Origin of the sequence: Paenibacillus sp. Root444D2 (assembly GCF_001426375.1) — a bacterium.
In the GTDB taxonomy this organism is placed as follows: Bacteria; Bacillota; Bacilli; order Paenibacillales; family NBRC-103111; genus Paenibacillus_E.
The window spans coordinates 23,951-40,985 of sequence record NZ_LMEO01000014.1 but is presented as its reverse complement, the minus strand read 5'-3'; the positions used below and the strand labels follow the sequence as shown (position 1 = coordinate 40,985).

Genomic DNA, 17,035 nt, shown 5'->3' with positions numbered 1-17,035 from the left:
ATTCAAGCAGATTGATTCGAACAAACCAAATTCCTACCAGATGATTTGGCTTTATACAGAGCCTTATCTGCTTCTTCTATGATATTCTCATTGGTATCAGGGTATGTGGCAACGCCTACAGATACCGTAATCTGTATGACCTTCCCCTCATTCAGCAGAAATTCCTGGTTTTTGACAGCCATTCTAATTCGCTCCCCAATGATTAAGGCATGTTTATGTGGACAATCGTATAGCAAGATAGCGAACTCTTCCCCACCGATACGTGATACGATATCGAAAGAGCGAGAGGCATCTTTTAACAATTTCCCCAATTGTTTTAACACCGTATCCCCATTAGGATGACCGTAGGTATCATTCACTCTTTTAAAATGGTCAATATCAATGATCATCAAGGTCAAGGCTTCGTCCTTATCCTTTGCTTCCAGCAATAAAGAATTGAATGCCTCATCAAATGTACGATGGTTATTGAGCTCAGTAAGAAAATCAAACGTAGCTGCCTTTTCAATCATTTGGAAATGGGTTTTCGCTTTAATCAGAAATTGTGTCAAATAAGCTGTTAACGTTCCGCCTAAAGTCATCATTATCAAATAGATAAGGGACGGAATCGTACCCTTATTCCCCATATTGATATGAAAAGTGATGATCGTAAAGAGATTGTTAACCAATAGAGCATACGTCCATTTCTTCCAATAGGATAGGTTCCTTGTACAAACCAAACCAATCATAATCGAAATTAAAAGAGTGTTTGAAGCAGCGAAAATAGTAGCAGGACTTAGTGCGCCAAATGCCAATAAACGCATAAGGGAGATAATGATCCCCGTAACTATGGCAGAGTAAACTCCTCCGAATAGTGCCGCTATCGTAACTGCCAGATGTCTAAAATCCAAAATCGTACCGTTCAGCTCAACTGTAAATTCCATAAGGACAATACCTAAAATGCCAGTTAAAACGCCTATATGAAGTCTGGTATACAGAGTAGTAGGCGTACCTAAGTTCCAATCCTTATAAATCACTTGACTGGTCAAAAATAAATAAGCGGTGACGATAGAGAAATTGGCAATCAAATCCTGTAATGTTTCAAAAGTAATGTCATTCATGCTATCCCCCCTCCAAAATCGTAGCATAATTTTGTTAGTAAACTATGAGGACGAGCTTGAGGGATGATCATGTACATAAATAAAAATCGCCACCCTTAGGATTCTTTTTCGGAATCCAAGGATGGCGATTTTAGTTATCCTTTGACAGCACCAGCCGTCATTCCCTTCATGATCTGCTCCTGGAACAGCAAGAACACGATAATGGTTGGCAGTACGGCAATGGCAAGTGCAGCCATCGTCAATTCGTAATCGGTCATATACCCTGTAGCAAAAGCAGATAAACTCAGCGGAACTGTCTTAAGCGCAGGCTTGCTGATAAAGACTAGCGCGAACGCGAAATCATTCCAAAAACGTAAAAATCCTAAGATCGCAACCGTAGAGAGCGCTGGCAAGCTAAGCGGAAGCATCATCCGAAAGAAAATGCCCCAATAGCCAGTGCCATCGATTAACGCCGCTTCTTCAATTTCTTTGGGAATCGTAATTAAATAAGCCGCGATGACGAAGATGGCTAATGGCAGTTCAAAGGCCACATAAGGTAAAATGAGTGCGCCGTACGAGTTCAGCAGGCCGATTTTTTTCATAATAATAAATAGAGGTACGAGTGTACTATGGATTGGAATAAGCATTCCAAGTAGGAATAAGCCCATAAAAAATGGCTTCCATTTAAATTCAAAACGCGATAAAACAAAGGCTGCCAGCGCTCCAATGACTAGGGTCAGTACCAGTGAGGCCACCGTCACTACGGTAGAGTTCCAGAGTGAAAGGCCCATTCCAGATACTTTCCATGCCCGGACGATATTGTCCCATTTCCAAACAGTCGGCAGTAAAAAGGGCCGCGAATGAAATTCCTCATTGGACTTTAAAGCACTCATAAATAACCAAATCAACGGGTACAGCGTGACAAGTGCATACAGGGTCAAACAGACGTTGATGACACCGCGCGCCCACCCTCTTCGCTTCTTACCTCCAGCGGGAAAACCCGTCTGCATCGATACTACCTGCTCCATAGATGTCCCTCCTGAGAGAATTTATTTCCTAACGATAGTCTCGTTTCATGAGATATTGGCTGCCAACGATTAAGAACAAGCTAAGAATAATAATTGCCGTGGAAATGGCGCTGCCAAAACCGAAACGATACACATTGAATGTGCTGTTGTACATATAAGAAGCAAGCAGTTCCGTGGAGTGCGCCGGTCCACCGCCCGTCATGACATAAATAAGATCGAACGCCTTCAAGCTTCCGGATATGCAAAGCACAACGGCCACCTTGACGGTATCCCAAATCATAGGCAATGTCACTGCAAACAATTTGCGCACCGGACCCACGCCGTCCAGCTGAGCGGCATCTTCAATCTCCGGTGAAATATTCTGTAGTGCGGCAATGAACATAATCATGTAGGGACCAATATAATTCCAGATGATCGGCACCATGAGCGCGAACATCGATACTTTCGGATCGGAGAGCCAAGATTTCTTCCAGCTATCAAGCCCGATGCCCTCTAGTAAGAAGTTGAGAATACCGATTTGCGGGTGGTAAATGTATCCCCAGATGATCCCGACAACAACCGAGGATAGCACCATGGGCATAAAGACGGAGGCTCGAATAACACGTTGAAATAGCGTACTGCGCATGAGGAGAAGCGCTAGTATCATAGCAATTGGTACCTGACCGAAAACGGAAGCTCCAACGATAAGCATGTTATTTTTAAAAGCTTTCCAGAAGATTGGATCTTGGATCACTTCTGCGTAGTTGTCAAACCCGATAAATTTGGCTGCTCCGATACCTTTCCAATCGAAAAATCCGTAGTACGCCGACCAGAAAATCGGTACAATGACAAAAAACAGATAGAGCACTAAGGCCGGAAGCAGCCCTATGGTAATGAATCCTCTGATTCTTGCGGATACGGTCATAACTTCCCTCCTTGCTATCTTTTTTGAAAAAGGCTCCAGCCGGGCTTTGGCTGGAGTCCTGTGGCCATACATTATTTCCCGACGGCTTTCGCTTGCGCGTCTTGAATTTTTTTGGCAATGTCCTCAGGCTTGCCCCCCATAAGGAGCTCTTGAAGACCATTGTTCACGACATCGGCACTAGCGGAGCTAAGCTTGCCATCGTAAACTGGCGTTTTCTTGACCGTGTTCATCATTTTGTACACTTCTGCAAACAAGGAAGATACTTTGGTTGTATCCAAATCTACTTTGTAGCTAACGAGCTGGTTGCTTTCCAAGATGGCTTTCTGTGCTTCTGGGCCAGACAAGGTATAGATCAGTTCGTAGGCTGCGGCTTTCTGAGCGCCGGTAACTTTCTTACTCATCCCAAGTCCTGTTCCTACTACGCCTGAAAGGGTGTTAGGATCACCTTTGCCGTTAGGCACGGTTGGCAGAACGGTAACAGCCATGTTAGCTAATGCTTCTTTGGACGTATTCGACGCTAAGTTCGGCAATGCCCAACCACCATCGATCATCATGGCCGCTTTACCTTGAGCAAACATTTGTTCCATTTGTGTATTATCAATGCTGTTGAAGCCTTCTTGGAAAGCGCCAGCCTTACCAAGCTGTTGAAGATACGTCAAGGCTTGAACGAATTCTGGATCCGTAAATTTAGCACCATTCTGATCCACTGCTTTCAGGAACCATTCCGTACCCGTTACACGGTCTGCAAGTGAGCTGAGAATGCTGGACTGCGCAACCCATGCCGCTTTGTTGCCGAGTGCGATTGGCGTAACATTATTCTTTTTGAACGTATCCACCAGCTTCATGAGATCGTCCCATGTCTTAGGCGGCTGTACATTATATTTGTTAAAGATTTCTTTGTTATAGTAAAGGATCGAAGTAGGAGATAGAGCCATCGGTGCGCTGTAGGTTTTGCCTGAGATCGTGAAGTCATCAAAGGACCCTGGCATAAAACCGTTCTTCCATTCCGCTTTGCTATCCAGCAGCTCATTAATCGGCTGAATCAAGTCACCACTGACGAATTCCTTGGTCATGACACCTGGCCACATCACGAAAAGATCTGGCATTTCATTAGCGGCAGCAACTGTTTTCAACCGCGGACGGTAACCATCGGGCGGAATTCCCTGTATATCTAATTCGACATTCGGGTGATCCTTCTTGAACTTCTCCATATATTCACGCATCGTTTTGGCGCGAAGATCTTCGCCTGTATAGTTGTGCCAAATCGATAATTTTACTTTCTCAGCTGGTTTGGCTGCATCCGTCGATTTGGGAGACGTGGTACCTGCTGCACCCTCTTTTGTTTCACTTGAACCACAACCGGCTAATAAAGCTAATGACATCGTAGCAGCCAGTGTAACGATCAATGACTTTTTCATTTGTTTAGACCTCCTAAAGTTTTCTTAGATACATAAGCTCAAGCTCTCTCTATGAACTTTAGTATAGAGGACATATTCAGGAGGGGGTACGGGAGAAACTTCGGCGCAGAGGGGGACATTCTTCAGTCTTTATTCCCATGTCGAAATTCAGACGGCGTTCTTCCTGTATACTTTTTGAACTGCTGCGTAAAGTATTTGATATCTTCATAACCAACTCTTCTGGCAATTTCGCTGACTTTGGTCTGAGTGCCCTGGAGGATATCCACAGCGCGTTTCATCCGTTCCTGAGTAACGAATTCGATATACGTACAGCCTGTCTCCCGCTTGAATACCTCGCTAAAATGATTGGGATTCACATGGACGAATCCAGCCACCTGTTGAAGTGAAATCGGCTGATGCAGATTGTCCCGGATATAGGCAATGGACTTGTGAATATAGGCGTAGCGATTCTGATCCAAGCCTTGATGAAAACGCGTCATTACGGCAGAAAGCACCTTAAAGACTTCTTCTTCTGGACGCCCTTCCCCCTCATAGGTAGGGAGTGTACTAAGAGGAACCGTCCCCTCTTGGGAAGAACTGGCCCTTTCAAGCCATCGATGACCGGCTATGATCATTGACTGCAAATAGCCCTGCACCGTCAGCGGCGTCGCTGAGGCATCTTCCATTAGAGCCCGCACCTTCTGGTTCACCCAGTGTCTCAGCTCTGTGGCATTGCCGCTCATCAAGATCGCCGTAAGCTCCGATTCTTCCTTCTCGGTGCAAACCGTACGACCTCCGCTGCGCTCCCTGATATCTTCAACCGTAAACAGTCCTCGTGCTCCTAGCAGCCCTTGGTAAGTAAAAACTTCTTTCGCCGTACGATAAGATTCCCGTAAGCCTTCGTAATCCTGCGTTACAGTTCCAAGTGCTGCAAAAGCCGAGCATTTGAGTGTTTCGGTAACGCGTTTAAGAGCCTTTGTCAGCCCAGCTTGATCAGTAAGCCCAACTTCGTGACGCACGACAAGCAGCAAATGGTCCTTTTTCATAAGCGTAACGCACGGGAGCAGCTCGAGGAGGATATTCTCTGCGGCTCCTTGCAGAAGCTCCAAGATAGGCGTCTCCCCCCATCCGGATACAGAGATAAGGAGAACTTGCATCGCTGCAGACTCACCTGACTCTGGGTGAACATCTACACCATTCTTGCGAAACCATACTTGCAACTGTTCCTGGGCTTCCCTATCGTCGTTCAAGCCCCTTTTGAGCACCCGTTCCAACAACTGATTGCGCAGTGCAGCCTGTTGAAGATTATCCTGTTTAATCGACTCCCATTTATCCATAATGTTCTGCTTCGCTTTCAGCGCAGCTTTAATAATCTCTTCCGGACGACTTGTCTTCAGCAAGTAATCGGTCACACCTTCGCGCAGTGCCTGCTGAGCATAACTGAAGTCATCGTAACCCGTCAGGATAACGATCTCCGTATCCGGCAGTATCGCTTTCACCTCGCGTGCAAGCTCGATACCGTCCATACCTGACATACGAATATCGGTCAGCACAATATGCGGCTTCTCTTCAGGAATGCGCTCCAAGGCTTCTTCAGCGGAAGAGGCGGCCGGAAGCAGTTCTAGACCGAGTTCTTTCCAATCAATTACGGTACAAAGGCCTGTTCGTATAATAACCTCATCGTCTACAATCAAGATTCTCATGTCGCCAGTTCTCCCATCCAAAGAGGAATTGAAAATGAAATGCTCGTCCCAACGCCAGGCGTACTCTCAACAATAAGCCCAGACTCCGCTCCATAATGCAGTAATAATCTCCGGTGAACATTGATGAGTCCGTAGCTAGTAACAACTATCTTCGATTCTTTCGCGACTTCGCTTAGCATACCCAGTTGTCGATTGGCCAAAGCGAGCTGATCTTGAATCGCGCGTTGCTTCATCTCGTCCATGCCTATTCCAGTATCTTCAACAACGAATTTCATTTGACTATCCTTCAGTTCTCCGTGCACATAAATGTGACCCTTCGCTTTTTTCTTCTGGATACCATGAATAAGACTGTTCTCAATCAACGGCTGTAGAAGCAACTTCAACATCGAGGTTTGCACCATCGCGGGATCGATAAAAAATTCAATCTCAAACTGACCAGGAAACCGAATAGCTTGTATATAGGCATAATTCTGTGCATGAGAAATTTCTTGCTGAACGGCGCAAAACTCCTCGCCCTTATTCAAACTAAATCTTAAGAAATCACTGAGCGCACCCACCATTTCAGCAATTTGTCGATCCTTATTCATTAAGGCAATCCAATGTATGGAGGAAAGTGTATTATACAGAAAGTGCGGATTAATCTGCGCCTGCAGAGCCATAATATCCGCTTCCTTTTTCATCGCCTCGTTCAGCTGTACTTGATCCTTCAGTCTACCTATCCGTTCACTCAGCTTATTATAACTGTGGACAAGCAGTCCGACTTCATCGACGCTTTTCACCTCATAGGTAGGAATCGTCTCATCTGGATTCAGATCCTTCAGATATTTGGTCAGCTTTATCAAAGGCTTCGTTACCCATTGCAAGAAGTAGAGCACCATTCCCATTGCGAGCAGCAGTGCAATTACAATCGTAACAGCTGTCACTGTAAGCACGTAACCATTTTGCTTTTGATAGATCTGTGTAGGGATGAAACCAACCAATTTCCATCCTAACCGAGGAATCGGATTAAACAGAACCGTGTGCGGCTGTTCGTCTCTTTGTACGTTAAGCACACCGCTTGTCTCAGTTAGCTCACCCATTTTCGGAAAAACTTCTCCGACAGTTCGTGCTAACCAACTCGGATCGCCACCCGACATGATCTGATCATACTGATCTAACAAAAGAACGAACCCGCTGCTTTCCCATCCTGCACCTGTCAAATAACGCTCGATTTCTGCCTGATCGAGCGATACGGTAAGCGTACCTAAAGTCTTGAAAGTACTGACATCACGAATGGGTCTGATGAGTGAAATGACCTTCTTCGGTCCGTCCGATGTTTGAATTTCATACAGCGGAGACCACCATTTGGAAGCTAGCTTGTAAACGGATTCATATTGCTGTGAGAGAGGAAATAATCCTGAATTGGTTATGGTCGTTGTAGAAAGTGCAGGGTTGCCGTTTTTCGGTGTAATCGTAATGTTGGAGATGTATTTTTTGGAATACGATAGATTCCATAAGGTGCCCACGATAAGAGAATAGCTGTTGACGTCCCCTTCTTCGTTATTGAGATACGTTTGAATATCCTTTTGCCCGATCAGAAAGACCGACATATTCTCAACGTCTTGAATAACAATATCAAGCTTATCCGACATTTGCTTCAGCGTGTTCATGCCCGCCTGCTTCGCTTTGTCCTCCGTCACCGATGTTGCGATGCTATAGGAAACAATCCCCATTGAAAGCAGGGGTAATACAACCGCGAACAAAATAAGCAAAGACAGTTTACGTTTCAGGGATTTGGCAAACCAGCGTCTCATGGGTGTTCCCTCCTTCGGTCTTGTTTTACATATTAACATGAGCATCGCTAGAAAATCATACTTTTTTTCAGCTAAACAAACTTTTCGTTTGACATTCAATCGGTTTATGTTACCATTTTGCTCAGATAACCTTACAAAGGGAGATGACAGGCGTGGAATCAATTCAAGATGAATTTGGGTTTTTGACGGATCTTGTGACAGGACTTGCCGCTCAATTCGGTGACAACTGCGAAGTCGTGCTGCATGACTTGACAGGTCCTTACGACAGCTCCATCGTCGCGATTGCGAATGGTCACATCACAGGACGTAAAGTCGGAGATCCCGGAACGAATCTCGGTTTGGAGCTGCTGCGGGGTAATCATGTCAACGGCAACAAGTTTAACTACTTAACACAAACCAAAGATGGACGCATTCTGCGCTCCAGTTCGATGTATATGAAAAATAAAGCAGGCACTATCGTTGGCTCGCTGTGCATTAACTACGATATCACAGAGCTGATGATCGCCGAGAAAACGCTGCAGACGCTTATACGTCCTGGGGAACAAGCAGAAGTAAAGGAATCATTCGTTACGAGTGTAAGCGATCTGCTTGATGCCCTAATTCAAGAAGCACAAGAGCAAGTAGGCAAACCCGTTGCGTTTATGACCAAGGAAGACAAAATGCGCATGATTCAACTCCTGGATGCCAAAGGTGCTTTTCTGATTAAAAAAGGCGGCGAGAAGATTTGCACTTATTTGAATATTTCAAAGTATACCCTTTATAGTCACTTAGAGGAAGGCAAAAATGCCGTGAAAGAGAGTGTGGAAGGATGATGAAAACGTTGGAGAATCTGGAGACATCGGAAACACTGGAAACATTAGAAACACCTTGCCTGCTTATTGACACGGAACGCATGGAACGAAACATTCAAGCAATGGCTGATGTTATTAGCCAACATCAGGTGAAGCTGCGTCCGCATGCGAAGACACACAAACTTCCTTCCGTAGCACTCCAACAAATTGCGGCTGGCGCTGTCGGTATCACGGTAGCGAAAGTGTCCGAAGCAGAGGTTATGGCGGCGGGTGGTGTCACCAATATTTTCATCGCTTACCCGCTTGTGACTCCTAGCAAGATTGAAAGAGCGATTCGCTTGAGCGAGCAAATCGAGCTGATCTTCGGCGTCGATAGCTTGGCAGGCGCTCAGCAATTAGAGCAGTGCGCTAGCCGACTTGGCCACTCGCTGCAAGTCCGGTTGGAAATCGATACCGGCTTTCGCAGAACCGGCGTACTTTACGAGCAGGCCTCCGCGCTCGCCGCGGAGATCGCCCTCATGCCGCATTTGCGGCTGACCGGCATCTATACGTTTCGCGGCTCCCTGCTAGCAGGGAAGCCTACCCTCGACGTGGCTGCAGCTGGTCTAGAAGAAGGCACACTAATGGTGAAGTTGGCCGAGCGTCTTAGAGCGCAAGGCATCGCTATCACGGACGTTAGCGTCGGATCCACACCGACGGCCGCTTCGGCCGCTACGGTAGAAGGCGTAACGGAGGTCCGCCCAGGCACCTACGTGTACTATGATCGGATGCAAGCCCGATTAGGCCTCTGCGACATCGAAGACTGCGCAGGCAGCGTGCTGGTCACGGTCGTTAGCCGCCCGGCGGCGGATCTCGCGATCATCGATGGCGGCAGCAAAACATTCGCTACCGATGTGCAGCCGGACACAGACCCGCTTCAGCTGCGGGGCTTCGGCCACATCATGAACCTTGAGGATGCCATTCTCGTTCGCTTGTCTGAAGAGCATGGCATGCTTGATCTTGGGCCACTTGCCCAAGCAGCCAACATACAGATAGGCGACAAGCTGCGTATTATCCCTAATCACATTTGCAGCACAGTCAACCTGCATAATCAGGTTATTATGCAGCGCGGTGATACATATGAGCGCCTTCCGGTGCTTGCACGAGGTATGTTGGAGTAAGCTTATCAATCTGGCATCATTACTGCCATTTAAAGACCGTCGATTCATTCATCTAATCTTATACTACATTGAGGTCTATTAATCGAAATCCATCGTCATACATGATTACTTGAGGTGCAGAAAATAAAACATCGGTAATCATTAATGCTCACTTGAGGTTGCCGGATGAATGAATGATGGAAGAATGAATGAATGAATGAATGTATGTATGGATGGATGGAAGAATGATGGAAGAATGAATGCATATTCTCAGTTGAATGATGTTGTAGAAAGTGCAACAATTGCTGCCCAGATCCCGCCTCTTTCCCTTCGATGTTGCATTATGTACAACAATTGAGCCCTATACAGGTCATTTCGCAACTAATGGGCTCGAAATGTTGCACAAACTACAACATCAACAGGCCAAATAGCCTTTGGGAATGGGAATTGTTGCAGAAAATACAACATTGGTAACTACGGATGCTCATTTTCGTGTATTAGTCGCTGAATGAGTTATAACCGAAAGCTGGCGTCCATGGTTTCTAAATAAAGAGGCATAACGAATGAATCGGCAGTCTCGATTCGATTTCATCATCATATAACTTGGAGGTCAACACGATGTCCCAAATTGAACAACGTCTACAAGAGCTAGGTATCACGCTTCCCGCTTCCCCGGAGCCGCGTTTCACGTATATTCCTTGTAATCAAACAGGGAATCTCATCTATTTATCCGGTCAGGATTGCCGTATTAACGGTGAACTTATGTACGAAGGCAAACTTGGCCGTGAAGTAACGATCGAGCAAGGACAAGAGGCAGCGCGCCAAACCATTATCAATTGCTTAGCTGTTATGAAGGGCTATCTTGGAGATTTGAACCGCGTTGTCAAAATCGTAAAAATGCTCGGTTTCGTCAACAGCGCTCCAGGCTTTGGCGATCAACCCTATGTGATCAATGGCGCATCTGACTTGTTAGTGGCTGTGTTCGGTGAGAAGGGCAAACATGCTCGCTCAGCGATTGGCACGAGTGATCTGCCTTTTCACACACCGGTGGAAATTGAACTTATCGTAGAAGTGAGAGATTAGGCACCATAAAAATAAAGGACCTGCGGCGCTGCCTCAGGTCCTTCTTTGTGCTTAAAGCTATTTACGATTGCATGTTCCGCAAAGGGAACGTAGATGCCTTATTTGACGAAAAAACGCCCGTTTCATGACCCAAGAGGAACGAGGATTCGCTATTTCGCTGCTTCGCGTCCAAATTAGCTCTATTTTCCTAAATAGAGCCGTCACGTTCCGTTAGATTCGACTTTCAGCACATTTTTCCCGAAATAGCGTCTTGTCGTTCCTCTTAAGCACTCTTTAGCCGCTGTTTAGCAATCTCATGCACTCTTCAGCACTCAAAAGCACTCTTCAGCACTCAAAAGCACTCTTCAGCACTCAAAAGCACTCTTCAGCACTCAAAAGCAGCCAAATTAGCCAGCTCATTCTACCCAACCGAGGAATTCTCCGAAATTCGGAGTCAACTTTACTCCTCACACGCGGAATCTTCCGATTAAGGTCTGCAAATCAGCAGCCATGCTGTTCAGCACTGTCGCTGAGGAGAAAATCTCCTCCATGCTGGCGTACTGACCCTCGATGTTGGAAGATACATTTCTTGCTCCCGCAGCGGTCTGCCCGGCGACTTCATCGATCGCGCGAATCACATCCACGGCTGCACGTGTTTTCTCGGATATAGCGCCCGAACTTCCCGCTACTTCCTCGATCTGCTTCGCAACTTCGTCCATCGCATCGCGAATACGTTTGAAGGTATCTCGCGCTACGCCGACTACCTCAAGCCCCGTCTGCACCTCTCGGCTCCCTGCCTCGGTGGAACTGACAACCTTTCTTGTTTCATCCTGAATACTGGAAACAAGATGGGCGACTTCTTCCGCCGCTGCTCCAGTCTGCATAGATAACTTGCGGACCTCGTCGGCGACGACCGCAAAGCCTTTACCAGCGGCTCCGGCACGCGCCGCTTCAATGGAGGCATTGAGCGCAAGCATGTTTGTCTGCCGCGCAATACCTGCAATCATCGCGTTCGCATTGACGATTTGTTCAGACCGTTGACCAAGACTCTGTACCGATTCTGCAAGTTCCATCATCTTCTGATAAATAGCATTCATCTGTGTTATCGCTGTCTCGACAGCCGCATTGCCCTCGCCTGCCTCTTGCTGCGCGAGGAAAGACTGATGGTTAGCCGACTGCGTGACGCTTGCAATTTGAATAACGGCTGCTGACATTTCCTCCATGATGGAGACTCCCAAGTGTACACTGCGCACTTGCGCATCCGTACCCATCGAAATCTCTTGAACTGTGTATGTAATACGCTCCGAAGATTCGCTAACTTGTTCAGAATTGCTGCTAAGCGCTTCCGAGGCAGCAGCTACGTGCTGGGCGCTGCTACCTACCTGACTAATTAAGCTATGCAGATTGGCTTTCATTTGATTAAAAGCGGTGGCCAAATGTCGTAATTCGTCCCTATTCTTCACGTTAATGTCACCAACCGTTAAGTCGCATGCTGCGATTCGTTCGGCTGCCTGTACCATAGATCGTATGGGATTTACAATCGTGCGAGACAGCAAGAGGCCGATGGCCAAGGCGAAAAGAAAGGCTGCTATACTGACCCAGATCAACGTTTGAACGGTCGAAACAACCACATCATGATTGCGGACCGAAGCTTCCTCTTGAACGTTCCTTTCCAGTTCTTCAATCTTCGCGGCAGCCTGCGTCAATGTTTCCGTTGTCGGAATAGCCCACTGCATCGCTTCCGCTTTGGCTAGAGCCACATTCCCTTTGTCGGCGTATTCCGCCACTTTCTTCACTAAGCGAGCAAACGTCATGTTCGAATCTGCCATAGATTGGATAGCACTTTGCTCATCCTCGTTCTTTGAAACCTCTCCCATCTTTGTAATGATCGAAGAAAGGGTTCCATTCATTTCTGTCAAAAGCTTCTCTTTGTCCTTCGTAGGGTCTAAAACGTATCCGAACAGCATACTGTTCTGTATTTGCGTTTTCTCTTTGATCTCTGACACATTTCGAATAATTGTGACATTATCATTTAGGAGCTTGGAATAAGAGCTATCCACTTTGTTTAAGTATGTATACGACATGCCGCTGGTTACTGCAACGAGTAAAGATACAATAATAAATGTGCCTACAATTTTGCTTCTCAAGGAAACTGATACTATTTGCTTTCTCCAGCTAGCCGAATTATGATTTGCCATGACTATGCCCTCCACGTCAGTAATCGCTTTCATTTAATACAGGATAACAGGCTGTCGTTAAATCGCGACAGCCTGTTTCACATTATTACCTATAACCAAATGATATAAAGCGTCTTGGTGTTTACTGTCTTTATTTGGAGTTCATGTATTTACGCATATCGAAGGCAACAGCCGCGACGATAATTACGCCTTTAATAATCAACTGCCAGTAAGGACTAATTCCGATAAACGTCAAACCATAGTTGATAACACTGAAAATTAAAACCCCTGCAAGAACACCAGGTACAGTCCCGATACCACCGGAAGTGGATACGCCACCGACGACGCAAGCTGCGATCGCATCAAGCTCGTACATATTCCCGTAGTTATTCGTTGCGCCACCTGTTCTTGCTGCTTCCAGCACCCCTGCTAGACCATATAAAGCGCCAGCAAGCGAATAGATGTAGATGAGGTAACGGTTTACGTTAATACCTGAAACAACCGCTGCGTGAATGTTGCCGCCGATTGCGTACATATATTTCCCCAGCTTCGTTTTATTGAACACAATCCAAACGATGATAGCTACAACAATGGCAATAATGACAATGTAAGGAATGGAATAAGTCGAACCGGTTCCGATCGCGCCTGTCCCCAGCTTACTGAAATCTGGTCTCAATCCGCCAATCGGCTGTGACTGATTCGGTTTCATATCAAAGTATAAGGAGTTAGCTCCGTATACAGCTACCATCGTACCCAAAGTTGCGATGAACGGTGGAACCTTGAATCTTGCAACAATGATCCCATTGATTAGACCTACCAATAGACCGGCTGCGATCGCAAGAAGGATCGGCACGATCAATGGCAGCTCCGGCAAATTCGGGAAAAATCTTCTTCCATACTCCTGCGTTTGCAGCATGGAAGCGGAGATAACGGCAGTCAAACCGACGATACGTCCTGTCGAAAGGTCCGTTCCCCCTGTGATTAAGATGAATGCCGCACCCAATGCGATAATAACGCGCGTGGATGACTGCAGTAAAATATCACGAAGGATATTTACGGATAAAAAGCGTGGATCATATATCGCGATACCGATAACTAACACGACTAGCACGATGTAAATTGCGTATTTGGTCACGAACCCACTAATATCTCTGGATTTCAATGTTTCTGTCTTCGTACTCATGGTTCTTGGCCCCCTCCATTATGCCATATGCTGTGCAGCAAGGCGCATGATCTCTTCTTCAGTTGCTTTATTTCCTTCCACAATGCCTGTAAGGCGTCCTTCACACATGACCATGATTCGGTCTGACATCCCTAACAGTTCGGGCATTTCAGAAGAGATCATGATAATACTTTTCCCCTGCTTCGCAAGGTCAGCGATGATGGAGTAAATCTCGAATTTAGCACCTACGTCAATTCCCCGTGTTGGTTCATCAAGCAGAAGTACGTCCGGTTCTGTGAGCAGCCATCTGGCAAGCAGCACCTTTTGTTGGTTACCGCCTGACAGGTTCTTGATCAGCGCGTGCATATTCGGCGTCTTCACCCGAAGCATTTCGATACTTCGTTCAACTTCTACTTTACGCTTAGCTTCGTTAATGAAGCCCAGTGGGTTCATATATCTGCCCAAGTTCGCAATCACAGTGTTCTCAAGAACAGATAATACGGGGAAAATACCCGTTACACGACGCTCTTCCGTGAGCAAAGCGATTTTCTGCTTAATAGCATCGATCGGCGACTTGAGCTTTACTTGCTTGCCATGCATGGAAATGCTGCCGGAAGCAACACCTCTCATCCCGAACAAAGCTTCAATTAACTCCGTCCGCTGAGCACCAACAAGACCGCCGACTCCAAGAATCTCTCCCTTACGAAGATCAAAGGATACATTCTTAAATGATCTTGGGATGACAGATGTCAGTCCTTCGACTTTCATTAATACACCGTTCGGCACATTGCTGCGCTCAGGGAAACGCTCCTTCAGATCTCGTCCGACCATCTTCGAAATAATCATGTCAGTTGTTAACTCCGACGATGCCCACGTACCGATCTTGGTACCGTCGCGCATAATCGTCACTTCATCTGAAATTTCAAGAATTTCTTCCATTTTATGTGAAATATAGATGATCGAAACGCCACGACTTCTCAGGTCGCGAATGATGCGAAACAGCTGCTCAACTTCGTTACCCGTTAGGGAAGAAGTCGGCTCATCCATAACAATGACTTTCGAATTGAATGACACAGCCTTGGCAATTTCAATGGATTGTACTTTAGAAACAGATAACGTTCCGACCAGTGTATCCGGTTTAATATCCATCTGGAGCTGTTTGAATAAGCTCTCTGTATCTTTACGCATCTTCTTGTGATCCACTAATTTCAAAGGTCCGATCCCTTTTAGCGGAAATCTGCCAAGCCAGATATTCTCCATTACGTTACGATGAGGAACGGGATGAAGCTCTTGATGGATCATGGAAATACCGTTTTCTAATGCATCTTTCGAACTTTGAATGGAAACGACCTCGCCATTCAATTTGATTTCTCCGCCATCCGGCTTATAAATACCGAACAAGCATTTCATCAGCGTCGATTTGCCCGCACCGTTCTCTCCCATCAGCGCATGCACGCTTCCCGGGCGAACTTTGAGGGTAACGTTATCCAGCGCTTTGACGCCGGGGAATTCTTTGGAGATTTGATTCATTTCCAATAAATAGTCATGTACAGTCATGGTAACTCCCCCTACAGCTCACGATAATCCCCACAAAGTGAAGCCTTTCTTCGTTGTCTCTTTACCTTTGCACGGGTTCCCAAATAAGGAAGGCAAGAGCGCCCGCGTATGATACATCGCTGCTCTTGCCCGCTTCTATTCGGATTACTTCGCTTCGTTCATGTTAGCTTTTGTAATCTTTTTGTAGGAAATCCATACATACTTACCGTCTGTTACATCGTAGCCTGTTGTTTCTTTGCTTGGTGTTTTACCGTTAGCAAGTGCTGCTGCTACATTCGTTGTTGCTGCGCCTTGGTTTTTCGCATCGTTCAGAACTGTTCCGAGCAATGTGCCGTCGCTAAGCGCTTGAAGAGCAGGAGCTGTAGCATCTACGCCTACAACCGGTAAGAATTTGTTATCTTTGAAATAGCCTTTTGCTTTCAAAGCTTCGATAGCGCCAAGAGCCATATCATCGTTGTTCGCAAGAACAGCTTCGATTTTGCTTTCGCTGGAAGCTAGGAATGCTGCCATTTTTTCTTGACCTTTAACGCGGTCCCACATAGCTGTATCTTCCGCTACTTTTTCTACACCTAGACCAGCATCTGTGATCGCTTGGATGGAGAACTTCGTGCGAAGCTCAGCATCTTGATGTCCTGGCTCGCCTTTGAGCATAACGTATTGGATTTTACCGTCTTTGTTTTTATCCGCTTCTGGGTGAGCTTTGAAGTAGTCAACCAGCAGTTGGCCTTCCATTGTACCGGATTGCTCTGCTTTAGCGCCTACATAGTAAACTTTATCCCATTTCTTCATGTCGTCAGCAAGCGGCTCACGGTTCAAGAAAACAACTGGAACGTTTGCAGCTTTTGCTTTATCGATGATAACGCCTGCCGCTGTACGGTCAACTGCGTTAATTGCTAGAGCGTTTACTTTTTTCGTGATGAAAAGATCCACTTTATCATTTTGTGTTGGTTGTGAGTTCTGGCTGTCAACGATATCAACTGTTGCTTTATCCTTAGCAGCATCAGCGATCGCGGCACGAACACCAGACATGAATGTATCGTCAAATTTGTAGATAGCTACACCAATTGTTGGTTTTTTAGCTGTGTCTGCTGCTTTTGGAGTTGCTGCTGCACCAGTAGTTGCTGCTGGAGCAGGTGAAGGTGTTGCTGCTTTATTGCCACAGCCTGCCACGGTTGCAACCAATGCGCCTGCTACTGCAAGAGTAATCAATTTTTTCAAGATAAGACCCTCCCTAAAAGGTTGTGTT

13 protein-coding genes are annotated in these 17,035 nt (G+C 46.2%); 3 read left to right on the top strand and 10 right to left on the bottom strand.

All coding sequences use genetic code 11. From position 1 onward, the window contains the following. Positions 1-2: 2 nt before the first annotated feature. From ASD40_RS11025 to ASD40_RS11000, 6 genes are all read right to left on the bottom strand, one after another. On the bottom strand, positions 3-1,097 hold the full coding sequence (locus ASD40_RS11025; RefSeq protein ID WP_057303341.1) for a GGDEF domain-containing protein: 1,095 nt from the start codon (positions 1,095-1,097) through the stop codon (positions 3-5). A 134-nt stretch (positions 1,098-1,231) separates the two neighbouring features. Next, positions 1,232-2,104: a carbohydrate ABC transporter permease gene (locus tag ASD40_RS11020; protein WP_082562171.1), complete on the bottom strand. Its 873-nt coding sequence runs from the start codon at positions 2,102-2,104 to the stop codon at positions 1,232-1,234. A gap of 28 nt (positions 2,105-2,132) precedes the next feature. Next, entirely contained in the window at positions 2,133-3,008 is an 876-nt protein-coding gene (locus tag ASD40_RS11015) for a carbohydrate ABC transporter permease (RefSeq protein ID WP_057303340.1), read from the bottom strand. Between the two features lie 71 nt (positions 3,009-3,079). Beyond that, positions 3,080-4,426, bottom strand: a complete 1,347-nt coding sequence (locus ASD40_RS11010) for an extracellular solute-binding protein (protein WP_057303339.1) — start codon at positions 4,424-4,426, stop codon at positions 3,080-3,082. 122 nt (positions 4,427-4,548) lie between these two features. Continuing rightward, positions 4,549-6,108, bottom strand: coding sequence for a response regulator (locus tag ASD40_RS11005; RefSeq protein ID WP_057303338.1), 1,560 nt, complete (start codon positions 6,106-6,108; stop codon positions 4,549-4,551). Beyond that, positions 6,105-7,901 (bottom strand): cache domain-containing sensor histidine kinase, encoded by a 1,797-nt coding sequence (locus tag ASD40_RS11000; RefSeq protein ID WP_057303337.1) that lies wholly within the window; start codon positions 7,899-7,901, stop codon positions 6,105-6,107. Before ASD40_RS11000 ends, ASD40_RS11005 begins: the two co-directional genes overlap by 4 nt. 152 nt (positions 7,902-8,053) lie before the next feature. On the opposite strand from ASD40_RS11000, the gene ASD40_RS10995 reads away from it, so the two are divergent. The 3 genes from ASD40_RS10995 to ASD40_RS10985 all read left to right on the top strand — a co-directional run bounded on the left by ASD40_RS10995 (position 8,054) and on the right by ASD40_RS10985 (position 10,914). Then, positions 8,054-8,713 carry a helix-turn-helix transcriptional regulator gene (locus ASD40_RS10995; RefSeq protein ID WP_057303336.1) on the top strand — a complete coding sequence of 220 codons (660 nt, stop codon included), beginning with the start codon at positions 8,054-8,056 and terminating at the stop codon, positions 8,711-8,713. Then, complete coding sequence (locus tag ASD40_RS10990; protein ID WP_082562170.1) at positions 8,710-9,852, top strand: alanine racemase; 1,143 nt, start codon at positions 8,710-8,712, stop codon at positions 9,850-9,852. Before ASD40_RS10995 ends, ASD40_RS10990 begins: the two co-directional genes overlap by 4 nt. A 597-nt stretch (positions 9,853-10,449) precedes the next feature. After that, a complete protein-coding gene (locus tag ASD40_RS10985) occupies positions 10,450-10,914 on the top strand; it encodes a RidA family protein (RefSeq protein ID WP_057303335.1) in 465 nt (154 codons plus the stop codon). Between the two features lie 446 nt (positions 10,915-11,360). On the opposite strand, the gene ASD40_RS10980 is transcribed toward ASD40_RS10985, so the two are convergent. The 4 genes from ASD40_RS10980 to ASD40_RS10965 form a co-directional block, all read right to left on the bottom strand. After that, the gene (locus tag ASD40_RS10980) at positions 11,361-13,091 is read right to left on the bottom strand and encodes a methyl-accepting chemotaxis protein (RefSeq protein ID WP_057303334.1); all 1,731 of its coding nucleotides are present in this window, start codon (positions 13,089-13,091) and stop codon (positions 11,361-11,363) included. Positions 13,092-13,221: 130 nt separating this feature from the next. Next, complete coding sequence (gene mglC, locus ASD40_RS10975) at positions 13,222-14,253, bottom strand: galactose/methyl galactoside ABC transporter permease MglC (RefSeq protein ID WP_057303333.1); 1,032 nt, start codon at positions 14,251-14,253, stop codon at positions 13,222-13,224. Positions 14,254-14,271: 18 nt separating this feature from the next. Then, positions 14,272-15,789 (bottom strand): sugar ABC transporter ATP-binding protein, encoded by a 1,518-nt coding sequence (locus tag ASD40_RS10970; protein ID WP_057303332.1) that lies wholly within the window; start codon positions 15,787-15,789, stop codon positions 14,272-14,274. 144 nt (positions 15,790-15,933) lie between these two features. Then, on the bottom strand, positions 15,934-17,007 hold the full coding sequence (locus ASD40_RS10965; RefSeq protein WP_442952645.1) for a galactose ABC transporter substrate-binding protein: 1,074 nt from the start codon (positions 17,005-17,007) through the stop codon (positions 15,934-15,936). Positions 17,008-17,035 lie beyond the last annotated feature (28 nt).

What these genes read in the sequence shown, in the direction of transcription:
- ASD40_RS11020 (WP_082562171.1), bottom strand. Translation starts at nt 2,104, where the DNA reads ATGGAGCAGGTAGTATCGATGCAGACGGGTTTTCCCGCTGGAGGTAAG.
- ASD40_RS10970 (WP_057303332.1), bottom strand. Translation starts at nt 15,789, where the DNA reads ATGACTGTACATGACTATTTATTGGAAATGAATCAAATCTCCAAAGAA.
- ASD40_RS11000 (WP_057303337.1), bottom strand. Translation starts at nt 7,901, where the DNA reads ATGAGACGCTGGTTTGCCAAATCCCTGAAACGTAAACTGTCTTTGCTT.
- ASD40_RS10990 (WP_082562170.1), top strand. Translation starts at nt 8,710, where the DNA reads ATGATGAAAACGTTGGAGAATCTGGAGACATCGGAAACACTGGAAACA.
- ASD40_RS11005 (WP_057303338.1), bottom strand. Translation starts at nt 6,108, where the DNA reads ATGAGAATCTTGATTGTAGACGATGAGGTTATTATACGAACAGGCCTT.
- ASD40_RS11010 (WP_057303339.1), bottom strand. Translation starts at nt 4,426, where the DNA reads ATGAAAAAGTCATTGATCGTTACACTGGCTGCTACGATGTCATTAGCT.
- ASD40_RS10980 (WP_057303334.1), bottom strand. Translation starts at nt 13,091, where the DNA reads ATGGCAAATCATAATTCGGCTAGCTGGAGAAAGCAAATAGTATCAGTT.
- ASD40_RS11025 (WP_057303341.1), bottom strand. Translation starts at nt 1,097, where the DNA reads ATGAATGACATTACTTTTGAAACATTACAGGATTTGATTGCCAATTTC.
- mglC (WP_057303333.1), bottom strand. Translation starts at nt 14,253, where the DNA reads ATGAGTACGAAGACAGAAACATTGAAATCCAGAGATATTAGTGGGTTC.
- ASD40_RS11015 (WP_057303340.1), bottom strand. Translation starts at nt 3,008, where the DNA reads ATGACCGTATCCGCAAGAATCAGAGGATTCATTACCATAGGGCTGCTT.
- ASD40_RS10985 (WP_057303335.1), top strand. Translation starts at nt 10,450, where the DNA reads ATGTCCCAAATTGAACAACGTCTACAAGAGCTAGGTATCACGCTTCCC.